The sequence below is a fragment of the Streptomyces sp. NPDC033131 genome (assembly GCF_055578365.1).
In genome coordinates, this window is record NZ_JBVIPA010000026.1 from 26634 (window position 1) to 47399 (window position 20766).

21 protein-coding genes and 2 pseudogenes are annotated in these 20766 nt (G+C 70.9%); 14 read left to right on the forward strand and 9 right to left on the reverse strand.

Features of this window, described 5'->3' with window-relative positions:
• Nucleotides 1-200: 200 nt before the first annotated feature.
• Nucleotides 201-530: an antibiotic biosynthesis monooxygenase family protein gene (locus tag ACZ5XS_RS28740; protein WP_217238492.1), complete on the reverse strand. Its 330-nt coding sequence runs from the start codon at nt 528-530 to the stop codon at nt 201-203.
• Between the two features lie 98 nt (nt 531-628).
• Between ACZ5XS_RS28740 and ACZ5XS_RS28745 the strand changes: the two are divergent.
• Nucleotides 629-895: pseudogene (locus tag ACZ5XS_RS28745) on the forward strand (TetR/AcrR family transcriptional regulator); the annotation flags it as partial.
• Nucleotides 896-981: 86 nt separating this feature from the next.
• On the opposite strand, the gene ACZ5XS_RS28750 reads toward ACZ5XS_RS28745, so the two are convergent.
• Nucleotides 982-2604 (reverse strand): MFS transporter, encoded by a 1623-nt coding sequence (locus ACZ5XS_RS28750; RefSeq protein WP_468656085.1) that lies wholly within the window; start codon nt 2602-2604, stop codon nt 982-984.
• A 355-nt stretch (nt 2605-2959) separates the two neighbouring features.
• Between ACZ5XS_RS28750 and ACZ5XS_RS28755 the strand changes: the two genes are divergently transcribed.
• The 4 genes from ACZ5XS_RS28755 to ACZ5XS_RS28770 all read left to right on the forward strand — a co-directional run bounded on the left by ACZ5XS_RS28755 (nt 2960) and on the right by ACZ5XS_RS28770 (nt 6766).
• Nucleotides 2960-3463, forward strand: coding sequence for an SRPBCC family protein (locus ACZ5XS_RS28755; RefSeq protein WP_468656087.1), 504 nt, complete (start codon nt 2960-2962; stop codon nt 3461-3463).
• The gene (locus ACZ5XS_RS28760) at nt 3456-5105 is read left to right on the forward strand and encodes a phytoene desaturase family protein (RefSeq protein ID WP_468656089.1); all 1650 of its coding nucleotides are present in this window, start codon (nt 3456-3458) and stop codon (nt 5103-5105) included. Before ACZ5XS_RS28755 ends, ACZ5XS_RS28760 begins: the two co-directional genes overlap by 8 nt.
• A gap of 171 nt (nt 5106-5276) precedes the next feature.
• Entirely contained in the window at nt 5277-5795 is a 519-nt protein-coding gene (locus ACZ5XS_RS28765; protein ID WP_468656091.1) for a hypothetical protein, read from the forward strand.
• Between the two features lie 80 nt (nt 5796-5875).
• The gene (locus tag ACZ5XS_RS28770) at nt 5876-6766 is read left to right on the forward strand and encodes an SDR family oxidoreductase (protein ID WP_468656093.1); all 891 of its coding nucleotides are present in this window, start codon (nt 5876-5878) and stop codon (nt 6764-6766) included.
• Between the two features lie 18 nt (nt 6767-6784).
• On the opposite strand, the gene ACZ5XS_RS28775 is transcribed toward ACZ5XS_RS28770, so the two are convergent.
• The 5 genes from ACZ5XS_RS28775 to pip all read right to left on the reverse strand — a co-directional run bounded on the left by ACZ5XS_RS28775 (nt 6785) and on the right by pip (nt 11467).
• A complete protein-coding gene (locus ACZ5XS_RS28775) occupies nt 6785-7510 on the reverse strand; it encodes a GAF and ANTAR domain-containing protein (RefSeq protein WP_468656095.1) in 726 nt (241 codons plus the stop codon).
• Nucleotides 7511-7521: 11 nt separating this feature from the next.
• Entirely contained in the window at nt 7522-7920 is a 399-nt protein-coding gene (locus tag ACZ5XS_RS28780) for a DUF6461 domain-containing protein (protein ID WP_468656097.1), read from the reverse strand.
• Between the two features lie 230 nt (nt 7921-8150).
• Nucleotides 8151-8375 carry a hypothetical protein gene (locus ACZ5XS_RS28785; RefSeq protein WP_468656099.1) on the reverse strand — a complete coding sequence of 75 codons (225 nt, stop codon included), beginning with the start codon at nt 8373-8375 and terminating at the stop codon, nt 8151-8153.
• 530 nt (nt 8376-8905) lie between these two features.
• Entirely contained in the window at nt 8906-10120 is a 1215-nt protein-coding gene (locus ACZ5XS_RS28790) for a DNA gyrase subunit B (protein ID WP_468656101.1), read from the reverse strand.
• A 384-nt stretch (nt 10121-10504) separates the two neighbouring features.
• Nucleotides 10505-11467, reverse strand: coding sequence for a prolyl aminopeptidase (pip, locus tag ACZ5XS_RS28795; RefSeq protein ID WP_468656103.1), 963 nt, complete (start codon nt 11465-11467; stop codon nt 10505-10507).
• Between the two features lie 46 nt (nt 11468-11513).
• Between pip and ACZ5XS_RS28800 the strand changes: the two genes are divergently transcribed.
• The 5 genes from ACZ5XS_RS28800 (at nt 11514) to ACZ5XS_RS28820 (ending at nt 14603) form a co-directional block, all read left to right on the forward strand.
• Nucleotides 11514-12011 (forward strand): MarR family winged helix-turn-helix transcriptional regulator, encoded by a 498-nt coding sequence (locus tag ACZ5XS_RS28800; protein ID WP_468656105.1) that lies wholly within the window; start codon nt 11514-11516, stop codon nt 12009-12011.
• A gap of 147 nt (nt 12012-12158) precedes the next feature.
• On the forward strand, nt 12159-12587 hold the full coding sequence (locus ACZ5XS_RS28805; protein WP_217238479.1) for a hypothetical protein: 429 nt from the start codon (nt 12159-12161) through the stop codon (nt 12585-12587).
• The gene (locus ACZ5XS_RS28810; protein WP_468656282.1) at nt 12584-12835 is read left to right on the forward strand and encodes a helix-turn-helix transcriptional regulator; all 252 of its coding nucleotides are present in this window, start codon (nt 12584-12586) and stop codon (nt 12833-12835) included. Before ACZ5XS_RS28805 ends, ACZ5XS_RS28810 begins: the two co-directional genes overlap by 4 nt.
• Nucleotides 12832-13812 (forward strand): NAD(P)-dependent alcohol dehydrogenase, encoded by a 981-nt coding sequence (locus ACZ5XS_RS28815; protein ID WP_468656107.1) that lies wholly within the window; start codon nt 12832-12834, stop codon nt 13810-13812. The genes ACZ5XS_RS28810 and ACZ5XS_RS28815 overlap by 4 nt, the downstream gene beginning before the upstream one ends.
• A gap of 266 nt (nt 13813-14078) precedes the next feature.
• Nucleotides 14079-14603, forward strand: coding sequence for a hypothetical protein (locus tag ACZ5XS_RS28820; RefSeq protein WP_468656109.1), 525 nt, complete (start codon nt 14079-14081; stop codon nt 14601-14603).
• Between the two features lie 48 nt (nt 14604-14651).
• Here ACZ5XS_RS28820 and ACZ5XS_RS28825 read toward each other — a convergent pair whose 3' ends face one another.
• Nucleotides 14652-16178: a hypothetical protein gene (locus ACZ5XS_RS28825; RefSeq protein WP_468656111.1), complete on the reverse strand. Its 1527-nt coding sequence runs from the start codon at nt 16176-16178 to the stop codon at nt 14652-14654.
• A 344-nt stretch (nt 16179-16522) separates the two neighbouring features.
• Nucleotides 16523-17752, reverse strand: coding sequence for a PP2C family protein-serine/threonine phosphatase (locus ACZ5XS_RS28830; protein WP_468656113.1), 1230 nt, complete (start codon nt 17750-17752; stop codon nt 16523-16525).
• A gap of 426 nt (nt 17753-18178) precedes the next feature.
• On the opposite strand from ACZ5XS_RS28830, the gene ACZ5XS_RS28835 reads away from it, so the two are divergent.
• The 4 genes and pseudogenes from ACZ5XS_RS28835 (at nt 18179) to ACZ5XS_RS28850 (ending at nt 20751) form a co-directional block, all read left to right on the forward strand.
• Entirely contained in the window at nt 18179-18949 is a 771-nt protein-coding gene (locus ACZ5XS_RS28835; protein WP_468656115.1) for an SDR family NAD(P)-dependent oxidoreductase, read from the forward strand.
• 293 nt (nt 18950-19242) lie between these two features.
• Nucleotides 19243-19860: a TOPRIM nucleotidyl transferase/hydrolase domain-containing protein gene (locus ACZ5XS_RS28840; protein ID WP_468656117.1), complete on the forward strand. Its 618-nt coding sequence runs from the start codon at nt 19243-19245 to the stop codon at nt 19858-19860.
• Between the two features lie 365 nt (nt 19861-20225).
• A pseudogene (locus tag ACZ5XS_RS28845) lies at nt 20226-20486 on the forward strand (Pycsar system effector family protein); the annotation flags it as partial.
• Nucleotides 20487-20523: 37 nt separating this feature from the next.
• Entirely contained in the window at nt 20524-20751 is a 228-nt protein-coding gene (locus ACZ5XS_RS28850; protein WP_468656118.1) for a Pycsar system effector family protein, read from the forward strand.
• The last annotated feature ends 15 nt before the right edge of the window (nt 20752-20766 follow it).

Below are 20766 nucleotides of genomic sequence, written 5' to 3' on the forward strand. Positions count from 1 at the left end.
AAGGACATAGAGGCACCCCCCGCAGTGAGGGGGTGGGTGCCGGACCGCCGCGCACGGCTCGGGCGAAGGCTGCCGTCAGGCGAACGGCTCATGGCCGCCGGGCAGTTGAGCAACCGTGGCCCGTGGCCTGGAACAGACGGCTCCGCCGCCCGGCGGGGCCGGACTGCGGCTCCCGCGACCTCGCTGCCCGTGACGGCTTGCTACGCGTTCTTCGGCTCCGCCTGCTGCACTACTTCGAAGGACCACAGCGTGGATCCGCTCGCTGCCGGCTTGGGACGCTCACCACCCTGGGCGTCACCGCCCTGGTGGGCCGCCTTCATGGGGCCCTCCATCCATGCCTGGAAGGACTCCTCGTCACGCCACCGGGTGTAGACGAGGTAGCTGTCGGTGCCCTCGACGGGGCGGAGAAGTTCGAACCACTCGAACCCGTCGGAGTTCTCCACGGCGTGGGCGCGGGAGGCGAAGCGCTTCTCCAGCGTCTCGCGCTGCTCGGTGGGGACGGTCAGTACGTTGATCTTGACTACGCTCATGGGACCCATCCTGGCCTATGACGGCCGACAGACGGAGGTCGGCTCCTACGTCACGCGTCTTCGAGGGGCCACGTGCGCCTTGGTCGGGGCCGGAGCTCATGCGGGTACTGCGTCATCGCGGACTCGGCAGACATCCACTCCGACCGGGGGCTGGCGCCCCGAGCCTGCGCGACCTGGAGCGCGGCGTCGCGGCGGACCGCTTCGCCGGCATCGACCCGACCGTCGCCCTGTCCGCGCTCGGCGGGTCCCTGGTGTCCCTGATGGAGCTGACGTTCGCCCGCCCCGAGTTCGACGCCGACGAAGCGGCCGCCAACCTGGCGGAGAGGGTGCTGCGCATGCTGGGGGTTCCCGCCGCCGACGCCCGCGACATCGCCCATCACCCCCTGCATCGGCCCGGCCTGACCGCGGGTAGCGGCCGGAAGTGCTCGGGAGGGGGCACAAGGGCCGGGCTTCAGCCGACGTTCGTGTGGTGCTCTTCCGTCGCGTCCGCTCCCTGCGCGACCGCGTCTTCCGGCCGGCGCTTCCCCGCGCCGGAGCGGCCGGGCAGGACCGCCAGGACGATCAGGGCACCGGCGGCCATGACGATCCCGCCGACCATGCTGGTCTGGGCGACACCATGGGCGAATGCCTGATGGACGGCGTCGACGAGGACCTGGGCCTGCTGCGGCCCCGCGGCCGGATCCTTGGCGACCTGCTCGGCGACGGCCAGGCCGCCGCCCACCGAATCCTTGGCGGTGTCCAGGGCCGCGGCCGGCAGCCGGCCGCCGACGAGACCGGTCAGCTCGTCGCGGTAGCTCGTGCCGAGGAGTGAGCCGAGGACCGCGATGCCGAGGGAGGCGCCGAGTTCCAGGGCGGTGTCGTTGGCGCCGCCTCCGACGCCCAGCTCGGCCTCGGGGAAGGAGTCCATGATGGCGTCCGTGGCCGGGGACACGCTCAGTCCGATCGCGAAACCGAGCATCATCATCGGCGCCAGGAAGTCGCTGTACGTCGAGCTCTTGTCGACCTGTGTGAGCAGGAGGACCCCCGCGGTGCCGATCACCATGCCGGCGACGACCGACGCCTTCATGCCGAACTGCGAGGTCAGCCGGCCGGTGAGAGCGGCGCCGGCGAAGACCGCGCCGGCCAGCGGCAGCAGCCGTACGCCGGTCTGCAGGGCGTCGTAGCCGAGGACGAACTGCAGGAACTGGGTGGAGTAGTAGATCGCGCCGAAGGTGCCGAAGAAGAAGAACAGCACCGCGAGCATCGACCCGCCGAAGGGCCGCAGCCGGAACTTGCGCACGTCCAGCATGGGGCGCGGATGCCGCAACTCCCAGGCCACGAAGGCCAGGAGACCGAGGACCGCGACCACGGCCGCCGTGACAGGCCCGATGCCCCAGCCGAAGTGCGGGCCTTCGATGGTCGCGTAGACGAGGGATCCGACCGAGACGATGGAGAGCAGGCCGCCCACGTAGTCGATCCGGCCCATGTCCTTGGCCTTGGACGGCGGTACGAGGAAGAGCGCCCCGATGATGGCCGCGACGACGATGGGGACGTTGATCAGGAACGTCGAACCCCAGGCGTGGTCCTCGAGCAGCCAGCCGGCGACGAGGGGGCCGACGGCGATCGCGAGGCCGGAGGTGGCCGTCCAGGCCGTGATGGCCTTGGCGCGCTCGGCCCGCGGGAAGGTCGCGACCAGCAGGGACAGCGTGGCCGGCATCACCACGGCGGCGCCGACGCCCATGACGGCCCGGGAGGCGATCACCAGTCCGGTCCCGTCGACCAGGCTGCCCATCACGGAACCGCCGCCGAAGATCACCAGACCGGCGATCAGGGCGCCACGCCGGCTGTACTTGTCGCCGATCGAGCCCAGGACCAGCATCAGCGCGGCGTAGGGGACGGTGTAGCCGTCGATGACCCACTGCAGATCGCTACTGCTCAGATTCAGATCCCGGGTCATGTCGGGGGCGGCCACGATCAGCGACGTGTTCGCCATGACCACGATCAGCAGGCTCAGACAGAGCACGAGCAGAGCCCACCAGCGCCGTGTGTACGGCCCGGTCATTTTCTCGACAGGTGTCTGTGCCAGGAGGGACATCGGAAGCTCCTCAGGGGACGAGTTAGTTGCCCATCGCTGTGCAAATATCTCGACGACCACTACCACGGCACTGCCGTTCACCGGATCGTGAGGCGTCGGCGAGGCGTGGCAGGCCGTCGCCGGGATCCGCGACAGTGGCGCGGCGATGCGCCCCCGCGTCCGCGTCGGCACGGCCACGGCATGGCGCCATCGGTACGGCCACGGCATGGCGCCACACGGTCCGTCATCCGGACCGGGGCGACGGCGCCCCCGGTCCGAGTCGTCACCGCCCGCGCCCGGAATGGCCCGTTTTGAATCGGGCGGGCAGGGCACTCCGCGATGACGACGGACAGGACACCGAGCGCGGGAGGTTCGAATGGCGGTACGCCATCGTCTGATCACGGCCAGCCCACAGACGGTGTGGGCCGTTCTTGCCGACGGTGACCGGTACGCGGAGTGGGTGGTGGGCACGTCGGACTCGACCCCGCTGCGGGGACGGTGGCCGGAGAAGGGTGCGGCGATCACTTACGAGGTCCGGCTGGGTCCGGCCCGGCTGACCAACGAGACCGTGGTACGGCGATGCGAGGAGGGGACCGCGCTGGAACTCGAAGCCCACGCCGGATGGCTGGGCACGGCGCGGATCGCCATCGAGCTGCGCCCCTGGGGCGAGCACTGTCTGGTGATCGTGGACGAGCATCCCCTGCGGGGCGTCGGCGGGACGCTGCACACCGTGGGGACCGAGGCGCTGATCCAGTTGCGGCACCGCGCGATGCTCCCCCGGCTCGCCAAGGTGTGCGAAGGGGACGCCGGGCGGCGCGAGCATGGTGCCGAGTCGCACGGGGGTGCGAGCATCGGCCCAGCGGAGAGCGGCCATGCCTGATGCCGTGGTGATCGGGGCCGGCCCCAATGGACTGGTGGCGGCGAACCTGCTCGCCGACGCGGGGTGGAGCGTGACCGTCCTGGAGGAGCAGACGGAGGCCGGCGGTGCCGTGCGCCACGACCGAGGCGTAGACCCCGCGTTCGTCAGCGATCTCTTCAGCTCCTTCTACCCGCTGGCCGCGGCCTCCCCGATTCTGGCCGGGCTGCGCCTGCAGGACCACGGGCTGCGGTGGAGCCACGCCTCGCACGTGCTGGCCCACCCGCTGACCGACGGCAGCTGCGCGGTCCTCGACCGGCGTCTCGACGTCACCGCGGACTCGCTGGAGGCCTTCGCGCCGGGCGATGGAGCCGCCTGGCGCGGTCTGCACGAGGTGTGGCAGGGCGTGCGGGAGGACCTGCTGCGGGCCCTGTTCACGCCTTTCCCGCCGGTGCGTGCCGGGGCGCGCCTCGCCGTACGCCTGCGGGGGGCGGGAGGCCTGCGTCTGGCGCGCAGCCTGCTGCTGCCGGTGCGGCGCATGGGTGAGGAGGAGTTCCGGGGTGAGGGTGGCAGGCTGCTGCTGGCCGGCAACGCGCTGCACGCCGACCTGGCGCCGGAAGCCGCGGGCAGCGGCGGCTTCGGCTGGCTGATGTCGATGCTCGGACAGACCTACGGCTTTCCCGTTCCGGTCGGCGGCTCCGGTGCCCTCACCGCAGCGCTGACCCGCCGGCTGGACACGCTGGGCGGCACCGTGCGCTGCGGGCAGCGGGTCGATGAAGTCGTCGTCCGGCAGGGACGCGCGGTAGGCGTGCGTACCGCCGGCGGCGAAACGGTCCCGGCCCGGCTCGCCGTACTCGCGGACGTGTCCGTGCCCGCTCTGTACGGCGAACTCCTCGCCGAGCATCACCTCCCCGCCCAGTTGCTGGACGACCTGCGGCGCTTCCAATGGGACTTCGGCACGTTCAAGGTCGACTGGGCCCTCGACGGCGCGGTGCCGTGGCAGGCCGCGCAAGCCGCGCGGGCCGGGACGGTCCACCTGGCCGACGGCGTCGACGAACTCACCCGCTTCGCCGCGCAGATCGCCATGCGCCAGGTCCCCGACCGCCCCTTCTGCCTGTTCGGCCAGATGACGACGTCCGACCCCTCGCGCTCGCCGACCGGCACCGAGTCCGCGTGGGCGTACACCCATATGCCCCGCGAGGTCGGCGGCGACGCGGGTGAAGAGGGCCTGACGGGCAGCTGGGACGCAAAGGAACAGGAGATCATGGCCGACCGCGTCGAACGTCAAGTCGAACGGTTCGCCCCCGGCTTCCGCTCCCTGATCCGGGCCCGCCGGATCCTCGCTCCGCCCACGCTGCAGTCACTCGACGCCAACCTGGTCGCCGGAGCCATCAACGGCGGCACGACCGCCCTTCACCAGCAGCTTCTCTTCCGCCCGACACCCGGTACCGGGCGGCCGGAGACCCCTGTGGGCGGCCTCTACCTCGCGTCCGCGGGCGCGCATCCGGGCGGCGGGGTGCACGGGGCTCCGGGCGCGAACGCCGCACGCGCCGCACTGCGTCGGCGTCTGCCACCGGGCGGGAGCAAGGCACAACGCATCCTGGCCCGCCGTGACCGCACCGGCTCGCGGCGTACACACAGCGACCGACAGGCGGACGACGGATGAGCCCCGCGCCGAGCGGGCACGGCGCACCGAACGAGCATGTTGTCCGGTGTGCCGGGACGGCCGGCAGACCCGGGCAACCCGGGCGGCGGCAGCGGGCGCGAGTCGTGGGCATGGGGCCGGCCCCACCGGCCCGCAGGGGACCCTGCACTGCCACACCGTTGGAGGCGAACCATGACCAGGAAAGGCGACGGGCCCGACCGTGACCATCAGCGGCCTGAAGGCGTCACCGACGAGACGGTGGAGGCTCTCGGGTCACTGTCCAAGGCGCTGGAGACGACCGAGCGCGCCCGCGGCCACCTGTACAGCTTCCACCAGCTGACCGGGACCGCGGACTTCGAACTGGACCGGGCGGTGCGGCTGCTGCGTGAGGCCGGTCGTCCCGAGTGGGCCGAGATGGTGCAGACGCAGGTCCTGGGCCGCAACGTCATTCCGGGGCACTGGACCTTCCAGATCGTCGAGGCCTACGACAGCACCTACTACCAGCCGTTCAGGGACCTCGCCCGTGCCGCCGTGGAGGAACTCGCCGACGGCCGCGACCACCTGTACGAGGCGGAGCTGAAGGAAGCCCGCCGCACGGTCGGCCACCCCGATCACACCGCCCGTTCGGACACCACGCGCGAGTGCGACACCTGCGCACGGGAGCGGAACCAGTCGACGACGGACCTACGGCAGGGGATGCCGCAGGTGTGATCCGCATCCGGTGCGGGGCCTCGGCCGGAAGCGGAGGATGAGCCCGGTCTGAACGGGCGTCGGCACGAAGGGAACGGCCCATGGCACGCAGCCCGCTCGAGAACCGCACCGTCGTCGTGACGGGAGCCGCCCGCGGGCTGGGGGCGGCCATGGCCCGGGACCTGTCACGGCGCGGGGCCCGGCTGGCCCTGCTCGGCCACGAGAAAGCCGGGCTGGAGGACGTCGCGGCATCCCTGTCGACGCCGGTCGTGGCCGTTGAGGCCGACGTCACCGACGGGGAGGCGCTGGCCCGGGCCGCGAAGGAGGTACGGGCGCGTCTGGGCCCTGTCTCGGCCGTCGTGGCGAACGCCGGCATCGCGCAGGGCGGCCCGTTCGCCGCCTCGGACCCCGCCGACTGGCGCCGGGTCATCGAGGTGAACCTGACCGGCAGCGCGCTGACGGCCCGCACCTTCCTGCCGGACCTCATGGAGACGGCGGGTTACTACCTCCAGGTCGGCTCACTCGCCTCCTTCGGCGCCGCGCCCCTGATGAGCGCCTACTGCGCCTCCAAAGCGGGCGTCGAGGCCTTCGCCCACGCCTTGCGCGCCGAGGTGGCCCACCACGGAGTGGCCGTGGGGGTCGCCTACATCAACTGGACGGACACGGACATGATCCGCGACGCCGACCGGTACGCGGTGCTGCGGGAACTGCGCGCCGCCATGCCGGGGCCCGCTCGCCGCGTGCATCCGGCCGACCGGGTCGCCGCACGCCTGGCCTGGGCCGTGGAGCACCGCCGTACCGCCGTCTACATGCCCGCCTGGCTGCGCCTCGTCCAGGCGGGGCGTGCCGCGCTGCCACCCGTCGTGCTACGCGTGTCCCGACGTCGGCTGCCCCGACTCGAGGCCGACTCGCCCTTCCGCTCCACCGGCCCACTCGGAGCGGGCGGACGCGCCGACCAGAGTCGGCACGTGAGGGTGTCCGGCCGTGAGTGACGCGTGGGACCACCCTTTTCAGGGGCGGGGGCGCAGTTCCGGAGCGGTCGGTGGCCGGCCGGTGAGATTGGTGATCAGCTCGGTGCACAGGTCACGGAGTTTGATGTTGCGGTGCTGGGAGGCCGACCGCAGGACGCCGAAAGCCTCGTCGGCGGAACAGCGGCGCTGTCCCATGACCACGCCGAGGGCCTGGTCGATGACGCTGCGGGAACGCATGGCAGTCTGCAACTGGTCGGCGAATTCCTGCGTGTCGGCGATGCGTTGGGCCAACGAGATGGCGCCGGTGGCTTCCGCGGCGAGTGAACGCAAGACCGTGAGATCCGCTTGTCCGAACGCGTCCGGCGGGGCCGCGTAGAGGTTGATGGCGCATGCGGTGTGAGTGTGGGCGGCGATCGGCAGGGACAGGGAGGAGCGGATCCCGCAGGCCGCGGCATAGGGGGGATAGTCGCCCCACCGGGACTCCTGCAGCATGTCCCGGACGAGCAGTTCCTCGCCGGTACGCAAAGCCTGCAGGCAGGGGCCGTCGTCCTGGCCGTACTGCTTCTCGTCCAGCTTCGTGGCCACGGTTCCGGCGCTGACCACGGTCAGTGGCCGCCCGTCGCGTTCCAGGGTGAGGCCCGCACCTTGGACGCGGGAGAGCTCGAGGGCGGCGTCGGCCAGTGTCTGCAGGAAGTCTTCCAGCGAGTCGGTCTCCAGCAGCCATTGGGTGAGGTGACTGCTGCCATATGTGTCGTCGGCGCTCATCTCAGGTTCCTTCACGGGGCCGAGGCCCTGTCGTCGGCGTCTCGTCGTGCCACCGGGGCGACGGAGTCCAACGTCCGAAGGAAACCTCCAGTGCGGCCGCCACTGACGCCAGCGCAGTCACCGGCGCAGCGGGCGTCCCTACGTCGAACGCTACGCCACCGGAGCGTGAGCGGGGAGATCACCGCCACGCCGCCTCGGGGCGGGCCCGCGCCACGGCGGTCTCGACCTCCTCGCGGGTGTTCTTGTACGGCCTCCGTCACCCGCGCGCCGGTCAGCCGCTCGGCGAGGGCGAGGACCGCCGCCTTGGCGTCGACGGTCGCGCAGGTGCGGCCCTCGCTGTCGGAGAGGTCGAAACCGACCTCGCGCACCACGTAGTTCAGGTCGTCGGGGGTGCTGCCGTCACGGGCCATGGGCGATTCGGAGGTGGTCCGAAGCTCCCCGTCACGCCACCGTCGAAGAGCAGGAGGAGCGTGCAGTCGGCGTCGACGCCCGGCACGGTGAACGCCCCCGCGAAGAGCGGCTCCGCCTCCATCGCCCGCAGCGCCTCCCCGGGATCGACGCCCCGCACCCGGACCCCGAGGAAGGCGCGGCACTGTGGCAATCCGTGCCCGTCCGCGTCGATCGAGGGTCGGCGAATGACTCAGCCGTCCGGCTCCGGTCTCCAGTACTGAGGGCCGGAACCGCGCCAGTCGATGAGAGGGGAGTGGGGCAGCTCGGCGGCATCGATGTCCAGCCCGGCGCGACGAAGGAACTCGGCGATGTCGGAGAGGCTGTGGGCCAGGCCCAGGATCTCGCCGTCGACGCGCACGCGTCGGCCGCCCGTCGGTGACGGCGGATACACGATGACGCGCAGCTGTCCGGCCATGGCTCCAGGATCATCCGAGCCGCACCGGCCCGCATCCGCGCAGCTCACGCGAGGATGCGCGACGTGCGTCCCGGGGGCGGCGGCACGCCCCACCTCGTCGAGGCACCCGCAGTGCGGCGCGATGCCCGGTGACGCGCCGGCCGATCCTCACCATGCCGCTGTCAGGGAGAGGAAGGGGACGCTGGTATGTCGTCGGCTGAAGGTCCCACGTCATCCGCTTCTGGCAGGCGGGGAAACAGGCGTTCCTCGAGAGCGTCCATGGCGAAGAGGAACGCCATCATCAGGGCGGGCGCGAGCAGAACGAGCAGGATCACAGGACCTCCCGGGGGATGGTCGGCCTGTGCAGCCGATGGTGCTGCTTCTCAGGATGGGGCCGTACGGGGGAGTGCGCATGTCATGCGCGGTGGCGCGGCATGTGTTAAGAGCGCCGCCGGCGCGAGACCCCGGACCGTCCCGTGACGCCGTCCTGCGTCGACTTGATCAGGCACTGCGTCGAGGACACAGCCAACCGCAGCGCTCAACCGCAGCGCTCAGTCACAGCCGGCAACGCCGTCGCGCGGACGCTGTCGGGCCCGTCCGCTGCTGTTTCCCTCCTGGTGGACGATCCGGTCGACGACCTCCGCGGCCCGCTCCGGCTGCTCCTCGAACCAGTTGCCGAGGTGTTCCCGGACGGCCTCCCCGACACAGACCCGCACATCGTTGTTGCCCAGCAGCCCGCGCGTGGAGCCCGGGAATTCGGGACGGTCGAGCTTCACCGACACGACCGCCGTGAGGTTGTGGCTGATCCGGTCGGCGCCTGGCTCGGGGTCCGCCGCTGCCGGCAGCCCCCGTTTCCGCGCGTACGCGGTGACCGCGGCCGCCACTCCGTCACGGAGGCCGTCAACGTGCGTTCCGCCCTCGGGAGTGGCCCAGCTGTTGACGAAGCCGCGTATCCGCTCCTCGCGCAAGCCGCTCCACAGGAGGGCCACCTCCATCGTGCCCGCCATCCGCGGGTCCTCCCGCTCGAAGCCGATGATGTCCGGATGGAGGTCCGCCCCCGCCTCCGCGTCGAGGGCGGCCACGAAGTCCCGCACTCCGTCCGGGAACCGGAACAGCACCGCCCGGGGTTCGCCCGCCGGGCGTTCGTCGGTCAGCGAGATGCCCAGGCCGCGGTTGAGGAAGGCCACCTGCCGGAAACGCTCCGCCAGCACGGCGAACGAGTACCGCGCCGTACCGAAGATCTCGGTGTCGGGCCAGAAGGCGATGGTCGTCCCGGTCCCGCTCGCGGGCCCCGCGGCGGCGGGCGGGGCGAGAGCGACGCCGCGCCCGTACTCCTGCACCCTGCGGACGCCCTTGCACCGCACCTCGGCCGTCAGCCGGCTCGACAACGCGTTGGCGACGAAGAGGCCCGAACCGACATGGCCTACGGCCGCGATGTGCCGGCCGCTGGGCTCGGGGCCGGCGGAGAACCCGGTCAGCAGCGCTTCGAGGCCCGGGCCGCCGGTGTCCCCGACGGCCTCGAAGTGAACCCCCGCACCGTCGGCGGCGACTCGCACGCCGCCGTCGGGCGTGAGCGTGACGTCGACGGAGCCGCCGCCGTCGGCCAGGACCTGGTTCACCGCCCGGCCGACGACCTCGAACGCCAGGTGACGCAGACCGCGTTCGCCGATCGAGCCGACCCACATCCCGGGCCGCTTGCGAACGGCTTCCCGCCCCTCCAGCACCTCGATCCGGGCAACGTCGTACCCCGCGCCCTCCCCATTCACGAAGACCCCTCCCATGGCAGCTGGCAGACCTCCCCCACTTTAGGGAGAATCCAGGAAAACACCAGGTCAAAGCCTTTCCGGTAGGCCGTGGACGGGTGAGTGAGAGCGTGCCGGAGAGCGGTCGGCTCAAGAGGTCGCGCACCCCGCCCGAACATGCCCCTGGGCCCGCCGGCGCCGCCTACGGCCCCGTTCCGGGCGCCCCTGAGGTCTCCGATTCCGGCGCGAAGACCGTCCGCCGGTAGTCCGGGTCGCCGCCTGCACACGCACAGACGAAACAGGGGCCGGTACGGGCCCTGGCTGCACACGGCTCGAGATCCAAGGACTCTCGTACTCCAGCGCCTCTCATGAATCGGCAACGTGGGGGCTCACCTGCAAACTTGTGTCCTACTGAGCCGTCCGGAACCGGTCCGTGGCCGCCAACAGCGCCTCCGTCGTGGCATCCCCCGACAGTCCGTGCCCCTCCGAGTCGATCAGTACAAGTTCCGCGTCCGGCCACGCTTGCGCCAGCCGCCAGGCGACGTCCGGGGGCCCGCTGATGTCCATCCGCCCGTGGATCATCACGCCGGGGATGCCGGCGAGCTCACCGGCGTCGCGCAGCAGCGCCTCGTCCTCCAGGAAACCCGCGTGCCGCCAGTAGTGGGTGACGAGGCGGGCGAAGCGCAGCCGGAAGCGCGGGTTCTCGAAACGAGGGTCCGGCTTGTAGCCACGGTGAGTGGCCACGTGCACGTCCTCCCATCGGCACCACTCCCTTGCCGCCCGATCCCGTACGGCCGGATCGGGGTCTTCGAGCATCCGGGCGTAGGCCTCCACCAGGCTGCCGTCGCGCTCCCGCTCCGGTACGGCGTCGCGGAACCGGGCCCATTCCTCGGGAAAGACCCTCCCCATGTCCCGGGTGACCCAGTCCACCTCGCGGCGGGTGGTGTTGGTGACGCTGAAGAGCACCAACTCCGATACGTGCCCGGGGTACTGCTCGGCGTATGCCAGCGCGAGGGTCGCGCCCCAGGAGCCGCCGAGGACCAGCCATGCGTCGATGCCCAGGTGCTGCCGCAGCAGCTCGATGTCGGCGATCAGATGCGGGGTGGTGTTGGCGGCGAGCGCGGTCCGTGGATCGGCGGCGTCCGGCGTGCTCCTCCCGCACCCGCGCTGGTCGAAGAGCACGATGCGGTACGCCGCGGGGTCGAACAGCCGGCGCCAGAACGGCCCCGCCCCGGACCCCGGTCCGCCGTGCAGGACGAGGGCGGGCTTGCCCGCGGGATTCCCGCAGGTCTCCCAGTACACGCGGTTGCCGTCGCCGACGTCGAGCATGCCGAGCTCGTACGGTTCGACGGGGGGATGGAGTTCGGCCACGGAGGCGCACCCTCCTCATATCTGACAGTGCTGTTAGATTAGCCGCGTGAGGCATCATCCGGACCCGGCCGCCGTGGGCACCCTGCTCCGCCACGTCCTCGAACTGCTCGACGGTGACGTGGCGAAGGTCTACGAGGAGCTGGACCTCGCCGAGTACCGGCCGCGCTTCTCCCCGGTCGTACGGGCTCTCCTGTCCGAAGGCCCGCTGCCGGTCCGCGATCTGGCCGCGGCGGTGGGCGTGACCCACTCGGCCGCAAGCCAGACGGCGGCCCAGATGGCCCGTGCCGGCCTGGTCACCCACACCCCGGATCCGCTGGACGCGCGCCGCCGGCTGATCGGGCTCACGCCCAGGGCTCATGCCCTACTGCCGCAGATCGAGGCGGAGTGGGACGCGACGGTGGCGGCGATGGCCGAGGTGGACGCGGAACTCTCGATGCCGCTGGCGGAGCTGCTGACGGAGGTGGCGGACGCGCTACGCCGCCGCCCGTTCCGGGAGCGGATCGCAGCGGCGTATCGGCAGGAGTCGGCACCGCACCACGGGTGACCAGCCGGTTGTCCTCCGGACGCGCTGCTTGCATGCCCCCCCCGAGGCGCCCCCAAGCACTCGCAAGCGCCCTGAAGCGCGATCAGGCTCACCTCAAGCGTGTAAAGAAATCTTGACACCATGTCAATGCTGCTTTACATTCGCGTCATGCCATTCGAAGAGAAGAGCGCGTGGATCATGGCGGTCCTCGCGATCGGCACATATGCGGGTTACGGCGCCGTCATTCTTGGGCGGGCGGGAGGCGTTCCCCTCGCCGACGTGGCGTACGTGTCGACGATGCTGTGGGCCGTCGGTGCCTCGATAGCCGCGTCGATCGTGCTGCACGTCCTCGTCGCGACTTTCTCGCCGAAAGACGCCCGCAAGAAGGACCAGCGCGACAAGGAGATCATTCGGTTCGGCGAATACATCGGCCAGTCGTTCCTCGTCGTGGGCGGAGTGTCGGCCCTCGGCATGTCGATGGCCGAGCTGGACCACTTCTGGATCTCCAACACCATCTACCTGGCGTTCGTTCTGTCCGCGATCCTCGGGTCCGCCGCCAGGATCGTCGCCTACCGCCGGGGCTTCCAGCCGTGGTGAAACCCAAGCCGAAGCCCAGGCCCACCACCCGAGTCACGAACTCGATCCGTTCTCTCCGATTCACGCACGGAGAAATGACCCAGGCGCAATTGGCGGACCTGATCGGTGTGTCCCGCCAAACCGTCATCGCCATCGAGCAGGGCCGCTATTCGCCCTCCCTGGAAATGGCATTTCAGATCGCCAAGGTGTTCCAAGTCCCGCTGGACGACGTGTTCCAGTACTCGGACCACGAAGAGGAGACACCATGAAGGCAGTTGTTCAGCACACGTACGGCCCGCCGGAAGTCCTGGAACTCAGGGACATCGACAAGCCGGAGCCCGGGCCCGACGACGTGCTCGTGCAGGTGCTCGCGGCAGGAGTGAACCCGGCCGACTGGCACTGCATGACGGGCCTGCCCTACCTGATGCGTGCGATGGGATACGGGCTGCGCGCGCCCAAGAACCGCGTCCGCGGCCTGGATGTCGCGGGACGGGTCGAGGCGGTCGGCACGAACGTGACGTGCTTCCGTCCGGGCGACGAGGTGTACGGCGTCTGCGACGGCTCCTTCGCCGAATACGCGCGCGGTCGGCACGACAGGCTGGCCCCGAAGCCGGCCAACCTCACCTTCGAGCAGGCGGCGGCCGTTCCCACCGCTGCCTTCGCCGCCCTCCAGGGCCTTCGCGACAGGGGACAGGTCCGGCCAGGGCACAAGGTCCTGGTCATCGGCGCGGCAGGCGGCATAGGTACGTACGCCGTGCAGTTGGCCAAGGTCTTCGGGGCGGACGTCACGGGCCTGTGCAGTACGACGAAGACGGAACTGGTCCGGTCGATCGGCGCGGACGACGTCATCGACTACACCCGCGAGAACTTCACGGACTTCACGGACGGGGCCCGCCGCTACGACCTCGTCCTCGACACCGCGGGCAACCGCCCCTTGTCCCTCCTCCGACGCGCCCTCACCCCGGACGGAACCCTCGTCCTGGTGGGCGGCGAGGGAGACGGACGGTGGCTGCAGGGTGTGGACCGCACGCTGCAGGCGATGGTCCTGTCGCCGTTCACCCGGCAGAAGTTGCGCGGCCTGATGTCCGCGGAACGCAGCGCGGACCTTGAGTTCCTGACACAGCTCATGGAGACCGGCCAGGTCACGCCGGTCATCGAGAGGACGTACTCGCTGGGCGAGGTTCCGGAGGCCATCCGGCATCTGGAGCAGGGCCATGCACGCGGCAAAATCGTCATCACCATGTGAGGCGACGTGTCGTCGCGCCCGCGCCTCGGCGGAGCATGTCCGTCCGTCCTGAGGACTGCCGCAACTCTGCGCGCCACCGACGTCGTGATGCCGGGAGGTGCCGCGGTCGACTGCACCGCCTCCCGTATCCGTGAAGACGGACATCGAGTTCGCACTGCTCCCGAATCCGGCGGCTGCGGATGAACAGCCCCCGGCGCTCACTCGTACCCCTTGTCGTACACCTGGCCGCACATGCGAGCAGGAACAGCCCGGACACGGAGAGGTACGTGCCACAGCACCTCGAGCACTCACAGCGGCCCCGGCGAGGCCGCATCGGCCGTAGTCTGCCCACGGCCCGCCTCACACGCGGGGCCGCGCTGGCCGCAAGCCTGGCTTTTCTTCCCCTTGCCACGGCCTGCAGCGGTGGCGATGAGGACGGCACTTCGGCGAACGGCAAGCCGTCGGAGATTTCCGCCGCCCCAGCGGCTGGTGTGGTGGCCCCGGCGCAGGTCGAGGTGATCGCCTCTTTGACCGGCTGCAAGGCCAAGATCCGCATCGAGGCGGATGAACTGCGCCAGGGACTCTGCCACACGTCGAAGGTCGACTACCTCATCACCACTTTCCCCGAGGAGCGGTACAAGCAGGCTTGGCTGGAGTCCGCCGCCGTCTACGGGGGCAAGTACCTGGTCGGCTCCCGCTGGATCGTCAGCGCGAAAGAGCCGGAGATGCTGGAGCAGTTCCGGAACAAGCTCGGCGGGACGATCCAGCAACTGCGTGGTATCGGCCCGACGGCGGCGCCGAGCACGGCGTAGCCGAGCGGCACTCTCGGGACTCGGACTTCGAAAGCGTTCGATGTCACCTCAAGGCACTTGCCGTCGGGGCACGAGATCCGACATCACGGAAGGCGGCAGCGACGGGTTGGCCGCTGCTGCTTCCGCCGCCTGCCAGTCGGCGTCGGTGAGCAGTTCCACGATGACCGGCGGCGGGAGTGCCGGATGGCCGGCGGCCAAGGGCCTTGCCTGTCTGTCCGTCAAGCAGGCGAGCAGGGCTTGGGCCGTCGCGTTTCGGTGCCGGGCGATTTCGCGAAACGCCTTCTGCGCTGATGGTGCATGCCGGGTCAGGTCCTCCAGCAGCGCCGGACTCGCGTCCGGGTTGGACGCCACCTTGGCAAGGACCCGGACTCCGTGGCGGCCGACCATGGCGCGCAACTGTGCTTCGGTGAGGCCCCGGTGCGGAGCGATGGCCTTGACCACTTTCGCGTCGGAGTCGCCGGCCAGCGCGTCACGGACCGCAGACGGCAGGTCGCGTCGTTGGGCCAGGAGCATGCGCGCGGCCGGGTCCGGCGACTGAGCCAGCATCTGGACCTCGGCAGGAGATGCGGCGGCGATCCGTGGCAGCAGGGTGGCGCCGATCCTGACGGCGCCTGCCAGGCGGGTGAGCACGTCGAGCGGCACCCGTGGGTTGTGCGCGAGCCTGCGCTGCACGTCGTGGCCGCGGTCGTCGGCCAGGGTGCGGATGAGGGCGTCGTCGATCGCGGGATTCTCCGCGAGGTCTCCTCGGATGCCCGGAACAGGGTCTGCGGCCAGCCTCCGGTACACCTCCGGGGGCAGATCGGCGCGGCCGGGGAGCGACCAACGAACGAGCACCGAAGGATGGTCCGCGAAACCGGCTACGGCTTCGGCGGGTGTCGACGGGTTCCGCAGCGCCGCCTCCTGTATGGCGTGCAGGGTGGACTCGTGGGAACCGTCGCAGGAAGCGCCTGACACCAACTGGCAGTCGGGCCACGGGCATTGCGGCTCGTGCACGAATGGCGTCGCTTCCTGGTCACAGACCAGGCATCGCCGAGCCGGAGGCAGCCCCTCGCCGGTGAGGAGAGCCGTCAGTACGTCCGGAGGAGTCGCCTCGTTGGCGGCAACCGCGCGGCGGACCTCGGCATGCGGATGCGCGGCAAGCCCGGCGGCCACTTCCGGTGTGGTCCACAACGCGAGTTCTACGACAACGCGTACGTCCCCGTCCGTGGCGAGTGCCTCCACCACATCGGCCGGGAGACCGGAGCAGCCGGCCAGCTTCTCCCGGCGCTCCGGGAGCGGATCCGTCACGAGGAGACGCGCCCACTCCGGGCTGCCGGCGCGCTCGTCGAGCAAGGTGAGAGCGGCGTCCGGCTGTGTCGCAGGATCGACGTCGGCGGCGGTCAGCAGCCCTTGGTAGGCGAGCTGCACACCGCTCTCCTCGACGCGCGAGAGCAGCGCAACCGCCTGCGCATGGCCGAGGTCCGGCCGACCGGCGAGGTGCGTGGCGATGTCGGCGTCCGCGACCGCGATCAGCCGGTCGACGAGGTAGGACGGCAGGGCCGCATTGGCAGCGAGCCCGCACAGGACGTGATTCACAGAGAGCATCCTGCCTGGACCACGACTGCTTGGCCCACGATTTTCCACGTGCACGAGCTATGGTGCACCCCGGCACACACGGTGCGGCAGTAGGCAGTCGGCGTTCGCTGCGGTCACGTCCCGCCTGGTTGCCGTTCGGGCGTCACGGTTCCCGCAGCGAGGCCGAACGTGGAGCGGGGCTGGCTCACCCGTGACGGCGAGGGACGGCTGTGGACCACCGCGGCGGGGACGGCTGGGATCGAGGCAGGCGACCGCGGCCTCGGCGACCGTCGCGCTCGACCGTGACAAGGCCGGCCGGGGGCCGGGGCGGCTCCTCCTGCCGCGGACCGCGGACCGGGGTCGTCCTACAGGCGGAGGACGATCAGCGCGGTGTCGTCGGTGTTGCCCGTGGGCGGGAGGAGGTCGGTCAGGAGGGCGTCGGCCAGGGCCTCGGGGGCGGCGTGCCGATGGTGGGTGAGGGAGTCGGCGAGGCGATTCAGACCGGTGTCGATGTCCTCGGTGCGGCGTTCGATCAGGCCGTCGGTGTACAGGATCAGGCTGGACCCCTCGGTGAAGGGGGTGCGGACCTGGGGGCGGGGCACCGGTTCGGGCCGGGCGCCGAGCGGTGGGTCGGTGGCCTGGTCGAGGAAGGCCACGGTGCCGTCGGGGTGGAGCAGGGCGGGCGGCGGGTGGCCGGCGCTGCTGTACGTGATGGAGTGGTCGTCCCAGTCGATGTAGGTCGTCGCCGCGGTGGCCGACTCGGCGCCTTCGACGAAGCGGGCGTACAGTCCGAGAGCGTCCAGGGCCTGTGCCGGGCCGACGGCGACGCGGCAGGCAGCGCTCAGGGCACTGCGCAGCTGTCCCATGACGCAGGCGGCGGCGAGGCCGTGGCCGACGACATCGCCGACGGCGACGGCGAGCCTCCCGCCGGTGAGCTCGACCAGGTCGTACCAGTCGCCGCACACGTTCAGGGCGCCGATGGCGGGCTGGTAGCGCACGGCCGCCTGGTGGTGACCGAGGGGCCGGGGGGCGGGCAGCATCGCCGCCTGGAGAGCCAGGGCGACCTCGCGCTCGTGGGCGTGGGCCTTGCGCAGGCGTTCGTTGACCTCCTGCAGTTCGCGGGCGCGGGTGTAGAGCTCGGCCTCCAGCACACGAGCCCGGCTGTCGCTGCCCGCGCCGCCGCGGGCGCGGATGAGTTCGGTGATCTCCTCGACGCGGTGCACGATCAGCGCCACCTGCCCGTCGGGGCCGATGACGGGTGCGTTGACCGGACTCCAATAGTGTTCCTGCCAGTGCCCGGGCCGCCGGGGATCCTCGATGTCGTAGCGGAGCAGCGCCATGGTGTCGCGCTCGCCGGTGGCCACCACCCGCAGCATCGACTCCCGGGTTTCCCGCATGCCGGCCGCCGCCGGATCGTTCGGGTTCTCGGGGAAGACATCGAAGATGTAGCGGCCCAGCAGCTGCTCGCGGGTACGCCCGGCCAGCCGCAGGAAGTCGTCGTTGGCGTCGGCGTACACCAGGTCAGGGGTGAGCAGTGCCACCATGCCGGGCAGAGCCCGGAAGACCACCGCATAGTCGATGTGCGGTTCCTTCATGTATTGCCTGCCTCGGCGCCGAGCGTCACTGTGCCGTTCCACGATAGGAGCGAACACGTCACGGGGCCCGCCCGGCACCGCTCTCTCCGCGGCCAGGAAGCCCCACGCGCTGAGTGTAGAGCGAGCCAGGGGAGGCGGAGATCCGAAACTCGGAAGTCTCGCGTGTGCGCTTGGGGCATCGCCCGGACGTGGGCGTACTCGCTTCCTGCCCCTCAGTCCTCGAACGGGGTGCGGTGGCGGCCTGGTGTTGACTTCTGGGCATGCGCGTGGCGTACGCGGGTTCGCCGCAGGGGCCACGACCGACCCGCGCGGCAGCGGCAGCGGGGTTGCCGGCACCGTTTCCAGGAACCGCGTGGAGACGTGACACTGCCTGTGACACCGGTGGCTGCTGTGACGGGGCACGGGTCTTCGAGCGAATGGAACGCAATGGCGCGCATCACCGGCAGAACCATCCTGATTGTCGGCGCCTCGTCGGGCATCGGCGCCGAGGTGGCGCGCCGCCTCGCCTCGGGTGGCAACCGACTGGTCATCACCGCACGGCGCGCCCCCGAGCTGGCCGCCATCGCGCGCGGGATACGAGCCGCGGGCAGCGACTGCCTGGACATCGCCGCCGACGCCCTGGACCCACGGGCGGCCGCAGACGTCGTCGCGGCCATGGCGGCGGAGTACGGGTCCATCGACATGGCGCTGCTCAACGCCGGCCAGGGACCGGACATGTCCATGGACCAGGTCACCGTGGACGACGTCTCACGGATCATGGCGCTGAACTACGACGTCGTCGTCAACTACCTCATCCCGCTGATCGGGCAGATGGGAAGCCAGAAGGACGGGGGGCTGATCGCCCACACCAGCTCACTGGCCGGGCTGCTGGGCATCCCTCGCCAGGGACCGTACTCGGCGGCGAAGGCGGCCGCGCGCACCCTCATCGATGCCGCGCGCGTCGAACTGGCACCCCGGGGCATCCGCTTCACGACGATCCACCCCGGCTTCGTCGCCACCGAGCGCATCAGCCAGGACGGCCTGCCCAAGCCCTTCCAGATCAGCCAGGAGCAGGCGGCCCGGCACGTCGTACGCGCCCTGGAGAAGGAACCGGCGCAGGCGTACTTCCCCTGGCCCACAGCGGCGCTGGTCCGCACCCTGCGTGCCCTGCCCACGCCGGTCTCCGCGGTGCTCCTGCGGAAACTGGCCTCCTCGTAGGCAGGCGCTCCTGCCCCGCTCACCCTGACGGCCGGCGTGCTTCGCCGAGAGCCCGGCCCGTGCGGAGACGGCCGGATCAACAAGGTGCTCACAGCGGTGCGGCGCGTCTGGCGCTCGGCGCGCGGCACCGGTCGAGGTCACTGCCGCTCGCCGTTCGCCCAGGCGAGTCCGCGGCCGGGGCATCACGCGTGTCCGCTCCCGCGGCCTGGGGCCGAGGTGGCGTCGGCTCTGTCGAGCGGGAAGCCGTCGAATATGCAGTGCGGTTGTGGTCGGGGGGAGTGCAGACTCGCTCCATGGCGGACATGCGCGCGTTCCGGGACGAGGTCAGCCGCTGGGCGGCCGGGGGCCCCGGCGATACGGCGAGTGACCTGGCCGTCCAACTGGGGCTGCGCACGGCGGTGCTGCTGGAAGGGCCGAGTGACCTTGCGGCCGTCGAGGCGCTGGCCGCACGGCGTGGCCGGGACCTGGCCGCCGAAGGGGTGGGCGTCGTGGCGATGGGCGGGGCGATGAGTGTCGGCCGCTACGCCGGTCTTCTCGGGCCACCCGGTCTCGGCCTGCACCTGAGGGGGCTGTGCGACGAGGGTGAGCAGCGCTTCTACGACCGCGGTCTGGAGCGGGCCAGGGCGCCGCACCGGGGCTTCTTCGTGTGCGCGGCGGACCTGGAGGACGAGCTCATCCGCGCGCTGGGCACGGCGCGGGTCGAGGAGATCATCCGGACCGAGGGAGACTCGCGGGCCTGGCAGACCTTCCAGCGCCAGCCCGCACAGCTCGGTCGGCCTCGGCACCAGCAGTTGCGGCGCTTCCTCGGCACGAAGAAGGGCCGCAAGATCCGCTACGGCTTTCTCCTGGTGGAGACCCTGGACCCCGGACAGGTACCGGCCCCGCTCGACGACCTCCTCGCGAGCCTGTGACCGACCCACGAAAGCGCGTACAGAGAACGGCAGTTGGCCAGTCTGCGCATCGGTACGACTCCCGCGGCCCGCGGAATGTCCCGGTCCCCCGTCCGCGGGGTCAGTGTCGGCGACGGACGCCAGGGGGAGGCGGAGGCGGTTGCGTACCGGGCACCGACAGCGAGGTCAGGCATCGTTCGGAGCACCCTGACTGTGCTGACGACGGGGCAGCCGCAACCAGGCGACCGGAATTGGGTATGTCATCCAGCAGCGCACGACATCGGGAAACGCCGACTGAGCTCCGGACATCGCGGGCCCGCTCGGCGACGTCAGTGAGGGGGACACGTGACGATGACCTGCCGAGCCTTTCACCGGTGGAAGAACTGATGCCCGAGCCGGGTGGAGCGCGCTCCGAGTCCGAGGAGAGGGCCGTGGAGACAGCCTGGCGTATTCACGGGGCGGTCGGAGAGTGGACGGCCCGGGTCGACGCCAAGGCCTCGTTCGCGCTCACTCTCGAAGCAGCCGCCGCGGCCGGGATCGTCGCGCTCTCCGGCAACGACAACCTCTTCGCCGATCTGCACGGTTGGGCATCCCGTTGCCTGCTCTGGGCCGGCAGCGCGCTCATCATGGTCGCTGCCGTGTTCGCGGTACTCGTCGTCGTACCCCGGCTTCGAGCCCCCCCGGATGCGGTCCGAAGCTTCGGACAACTTCGTCTACTTCGGCCACCTGCTGCACCGCGAGGCGACCGAACTGGCGGAGTCCCTGAGACGCACCGATCCGCTCCCCGTCCTCAGCCGGCAACTCATCGTCATGAGCAAGATTGCCTGGAGTAAGCACCGGCACGTGCAGATGTCATTCGTCTTCTTCGCCCTCGGGCTGGTTCTCGTGATCATCGCCGGAGTACTCGCCTGACTGGTAGCGGTGACC